Annotated in this window: 5 protein-coding genes and 1 pseudogene; 4 read left to right on the forward strand and 2 right to left on the reverse strand. The window is 46.4% G+C overall.

Going from position 1 to position 4,864, the window contains the following annotated elements:
• Positions 1-231 precede the first annotated feature (231 nt).
• From secG to smpB, 4 genes are all read left to right on the forward strand, one after another.
• Positions 232-465 (forward strand): preprotein translocase subunit SecG, encoded by a 234-nt coding sequence (gene secG / locus P9687_RS15775; protein ID WP_014097478.1) that lies wholly within the window; start codon positions 232-234, stop codon positions 463-465.
• A 194-nt stretch (positions 466-659) separates the two neighbouring features.
• On the forward strand, positions 660-1,409 hold the full coding sequence (locus P9687_RS15780; protein ID WP_014097479.1) for an alpha/beta hydrolase: 750 nt from the start codon (positions 660-662) through the stop codon (positions 1,407-1,409).
• 27 nt (positions 1,410-1,436) lie between these two features.
• Positions 1,437-3,725, forward strand: coding sequence for a ribonuclease R (gene rnr / locus P9687_RS15785; protein WP_014097480.1), 2,289 nt, complete (start codon positions 1,437-1,439; stop codon positions 3,723-3,725).
• Between the two features lie 39 nt (positions 3,726-3,764).
• Complete coding sequence (gene smpB / locus P9687_RS15790; protein ID WP_014097481.1) at positions 3,765-4,229, forward strand: SsrA-binding protein SmpB; 465 nt, start codon at positions 3,765-3,767, stop codon at positions 4,227-4,229.
• Here the strand turns inward: smpB and P9687_RS15795 are convergent.
• Together P9687_RS15795 and P9687_RS15800 are read right to left on the reverse strand one after the other, a co-directional pair.
• Entirely contained in the window at positions 4,210-4,428 is a 219-nt protein-coding gene (locus P9687_RS15795; RefSeq protein WP_035190577.1) for a hypothetical protein, read from the reverse strand. The two genes, smpB and P9687_RS15795, sit on opposite strands and share 20 nt — an antisense overlap.
• 1 nt (position 4,429) lies before the next feature.
• Positions 4,430-4,864: pseudogene (locus P9687_RS15800) on the reverse strand (DUF4351 domain-containing protein); the annotation flags it as partial.

A 4,864-nucleotide genomic window follows, 5' to 3' on the forward strand; every position in this document is an offset into this window, starting at 1 on the left:
CATCCCCGTTATCCATCTTTATACGGAAATATTACATCTTTTCCGAAAATTACACCGAGCAAGTAAAGCACGGTAGCCGAAAGTGTACAAAAAGAGTGTCTTGGAATACCCGATATTTAAACCTTGTCGAGAAAAACTTGACACATACAATTATTCCAATGTAGTTGAACCCTGCCCCCCAATATGGTACACTCAAGATTAGGTATTGCCCGTCTCAGGAGGTGTGCAGTTGTGCATACATTGTTATTAACATTACTAATCATCGATTCAATTCTGTTGATTGCAGTCATACTGCTCCAGCCCGGGAAAAGCACGGGATTGTCCGGCGCTATTTCCGGCGGCGCTGAACAGCTTTTCGGGAAACAAAAAGTGCGCGGAATTGACCTAATTTTACACAGGATTACGATTGTGCTCGCTGTTTTATTTTTCCTGCTGGCCATCGGACTTGCATATATAAACCTATAAGGGTATGCAAATCAGGCAACTTATAAAGAAGCCTTATCCGCACATGCCTGTAAACTTTATGACTTCCATCCCGGTCCCAAAATCCAGGCCGGGTATTTTTATGCGGATTGCTGGCATTTCCGAAACGACTTTGTTACAAATAAAATGAACAAAGGCCCCAAAGAAAAACAGCAGGAAAGAGGCGTTTTTTACGGATGATGAGAATTGTACCACCAAAACCGTTTTTATTTGAAGCCGGCAAAAGGGCTGTACTGCTTTTGCACGGATTTACCGGAAGCAGCGCCGACGTCAGGATGCTCGGGCGCTTCCTTGAAAAAAAAGGATACACTTGCCATGCGCCGCAATACAAAGGGCACGGGGTACCGCCTGAAAACCTTTTGCATACGGGTCCAAGCGACTGGTGGCAAGATGTTATGAATGGCTACCAGTTATTAAAAGAAAAAGGGTATCATGAAATTGCAGTAGCCGGATTGTCATTGGGCGGGGTATTTTCCTTAAAATTGGGTTACACTGTACCTGTAAAGGGAATTATCACCATGTGCGCGCCCATGAACATAAAAAGCGAGCAAACGATGTATGAAGGCGTGGTTGCGTATGCCCGCAAATACAAACAGTTCGAAGGGAAAAGCGAAGCGCAAATCGAACAGGAAATGCGGGAATTCAAAAAGACGCCGATGCATACGCTGCAATCGCTGCAAGAGCTTATTCAGGATGTGCGCAACCATGTCGATCACATTTATGCGCCCGTTTTTGTCGTACAAGCGCGCCATGACGAAATGATCCGCCCGGAAAGCGCCAATATTATTTATTCAGAAGTGGAAACAGACCATAAGCAACTCAAATGGTATGAGAACTCCGGCCATGTTATTACACTCGACGACGAAAAAGATCAACTTCACGAAGATGTGTACACGTTTCTGGAGTCACTTGACTGGTCGGTTTAAAATTTTCCCGAAAAAGGAGGGAAATAAATGGAACAAGACCAACTACGGCAAGATGTTGAAAAAATTTTATCTTATATGAAAGAAGAGACGTACAAGCCGCTGACGGTTCAGGAACTGGAAAAAGCGTTCGGTATTGACGATTCTTCCGAGTTTAAAGCATTTGTGAAAGTGCTCGTTTATATGGAGGAAAAAGGCCTCATTGTCCGCACGCGAAGCAACCGTTACGGCCTGCCGGAAAAAATGAATCTCGTACGGGGAAAACTGATTGGCCATCCAAAAGGTTTTGCTTTTGTCGCCCCCGATGAGCCTGGGATGGACGATATTTTTATCCCGCCGCATGAAACTAACCATGCGTTAAATGGAGACACCGTTATTGTCCGTGTGTCCACCAAAAGCTCAGGCCAGCGCCAGGAAGGAACCGTTGTGCGTATTCTTGAGCGGGGCCAGACAGAACTTGTCGGCACATACGTCGAAAGCAAACATTTCGGATTTGTCGTACCCGATGACAAACGGTTCGGCAGCGATATTTTTATACCGAAAACAGCAAACGGCGGTGCTGTCGAAGGCCATAAAGTGATTGTCCATATTACCGCCTACCCGGAAGGCACGAAAAATGCGGAAGGCGAAATCATCAAAATTCTTGGCCATAAAAATGATCCCGGTGTTGATATTTTGTCGATTATCCATCAGTATGGGCTGCCCCAAGCCTTTCCGGAAGAAGTGCTCGAACAGGCAAACCGGGTGCCGGAAGAAATTGATGAGAGTGAAATTGGCAGCCGTCGCGATTTGCGCGGGGAAATGATTGTAACGATTGATGGGGCTGATGCAAAAGATCTCGACGATGCTGTTACCGTGAAAAAACTGGCAAACGGTCATTATAAGCTCGGCGTCCATATTGCAGATGTCAGCCATTATGTAACGGAAGGATCGCCGATTGACCGTGAAGCATTTGAACGCGGGACGAGCGTGTACCTTGTTGACCGCGTCATTCCGATGATCCCGCACCGTTTGTCAAACGGCATCTGTTCCCTGAATCCACAAGTCAACCGGTTTACGCTGTCGTGCGAAATGGAAATTGATGAAACAGGCCGCGTTGTTAATCATGAAATTTTTGAAAGCATCATCAAAACGACCGCTCGTATGACGTATGCGGACGTTAATAAAATCCTTGTCGACCGCGACGAAGCGCTTAGAAAACACTATGAGCCGCTCGTTCCAATGTTTGAACAAATGGCCGAACTCGCGGAGATTTTGCGCAAAAAAAGGATGGAGCGCGGCGCTATTGATTTTGATTTTAAAGAAGCAAAAGTCATTGTCGATGAAAAGGGCAAACCAACGGATGTTGTGTTGCGTGAGCGGTCGGTTGCAGAAAAGCTGATCGAGGAATTTATGCTTGCTGCCAACGAAACGGTTGCCGAACATTTTTACTGGCTGGACGTGCCGTTTATTTACCGGATCCACGAAGAGCCGAAAGCGGAGAAACTGCAGCGGTTCTTTGAATTTATTACCAATTTTGGTCTGATCGTACGCGGTACAGCCAATTCAGTGCATCCGCGTGCGTTGCAGGAAATCATTGATACGGTTTCCGGACGGCCTGAGGAAATGGTCGTGTCGACGGTCATGCTGCGGTCGATGCAGCAGGCGAAGTACGATCCGGAATGCATTGGCCACTTCGGCTTATCAACGAAATTTTACACACATTTCACCTCACCGATCCGCCGTTATCCGGACCTGATTGTCCACCGGCTGATCCGCACGTATTTGATCAGCGGAAAATTGGATGAAAAGACGAAAGAAAAATGGAAAGCATTACTGCCGGAAATTGCGGACCATGCCTCGAAAATGGAACGCCGAGCAGTAGAAGCTGAACGGGATACGGATGAGCTGAAAAAAGCCGAATTTATGGAAGACAAAATCGGGGAAGAATTCGACGGGATTATCAGCTCAGTTACGAATTTCGGCATGTTTGTCGAACTGCCGAACACGATTGAAGGGCTTGTCCATGTCAGCTATATGACAGATGACTATTACCATTACAATGAGCGGCAATATGCCATGATCGGCGAACGAACAGGAAATGTATTCCGCATTGGTGATGAGATCCGCGTCCGCGTGCTCAATGTGAACAAAGACGAACACAATATTGATTTTGAAATTGTCGGCATGCAAAACAACCGCCGAGAAAAAACAGAAGAACGCCCGAAAAAGATCGTCAAAGTGCGCGGCACCCATTCTACTAGGCCGCAAAAATCGCACCATGCCGACGAAGACTGGGCGACGAGGCCGCCGAAAAAGAAAAAAGCAAATCGAAGGTAACCGGATTTTTTCGGCTGCCTTCACCGGAGGGGAAATGAAATGCCAAAAGGCGAAGGGAAAGTGCTGGCGCAAAACAAGAAAGCAAGCCATGATTATTTTATCGAAGAAACATATGAAGCAGGCATTGTTCTGCAGGGGACAGAAATCAAATCGATCCGGGCTGGCCGTGTAAATTTGCGTGATTCGTTTGCCCGTGTGGAAAATGGGGAAGTCTTTGTCTACGGGATGCACATCAGCCCGTACGAGCAGGGAAACCGGTACAATCATGACCCGCTCCGCCCGCGGAAAATTTTGCTGCACAAGAAAGAAATTGACCGGCTGGCCGGTGTGACAAAAGAGAAAGGTTATGCTTTAATCCCGCTCAAAATCTATATTAAAAATGGGTATGCAAAAGTGCTCGTCGGCCTGGCCCGCGGGAAAAAGAATTATGACAAGCGTGAATCCCTGAAGAAGAAAGAAGCCGCCCGCGAGATTGAACGTGCCTTTAAAGCACGCCAGCACTAGAAAAACAGGATGACGGCTCTTTGAGCGAAAAAAAGGGAAAGCGCCGGATTGAAGATTGCGCGCTTCCCTTAAGAAATGGCTTTTTCAATTGAGGGAAAGAGGGGTCTAACGGCTTTTGCCTTGCCATTGTTCCAACTGTTGCATTTGGCAAGTCTAAGACAACTTCTTTTCCATCCTCACCAGGGAGCCTGACTTCCATCTTATAAATTCTCCAGTTGCTGTTTTATTTTTTCCACTTCCGTCTGGCTCAGACCGGTTTTTTCTACAATTAATTGAAGATCCATACCCGCCAGCAACATTTTGATGGCAATTGGAATCGTTTGCAGCAATTCTTTTCTCTCTTCTTCTCTTCCTTCCTCTTTCCCCTTCTTATACCCGCGGTCAAAGTAAGAATTCGGCAGCTTTAATACTTGCTCTGCTTCGTCCGGATCCAGCATTTTAATGTTTTCCATTACTTCCGCCTCCTCTTTTTCGTTCAATTTTAAATAATAATCAAAGAAACCGTGTAACAGCCTCATTTTTGCAGGGTCAAGTTCCATTCGGGCCAGCATCCGCAGAAACTCCAGTTTGACCTGCACCCGTTCTGTTTCTGTATACCCCATTTTGCTTAATAATGCCGCGGCTACAGGATTGTT

It is taken from the genome of Weizmannia sp. CD-2023 (genome assembly GCF_036225245.1).
Lineage (GTDB): Bacteria > Bacillota > Bacilli > Bacillales > Bacillaceae_C > Weizmannia > Weizmannia faecalis.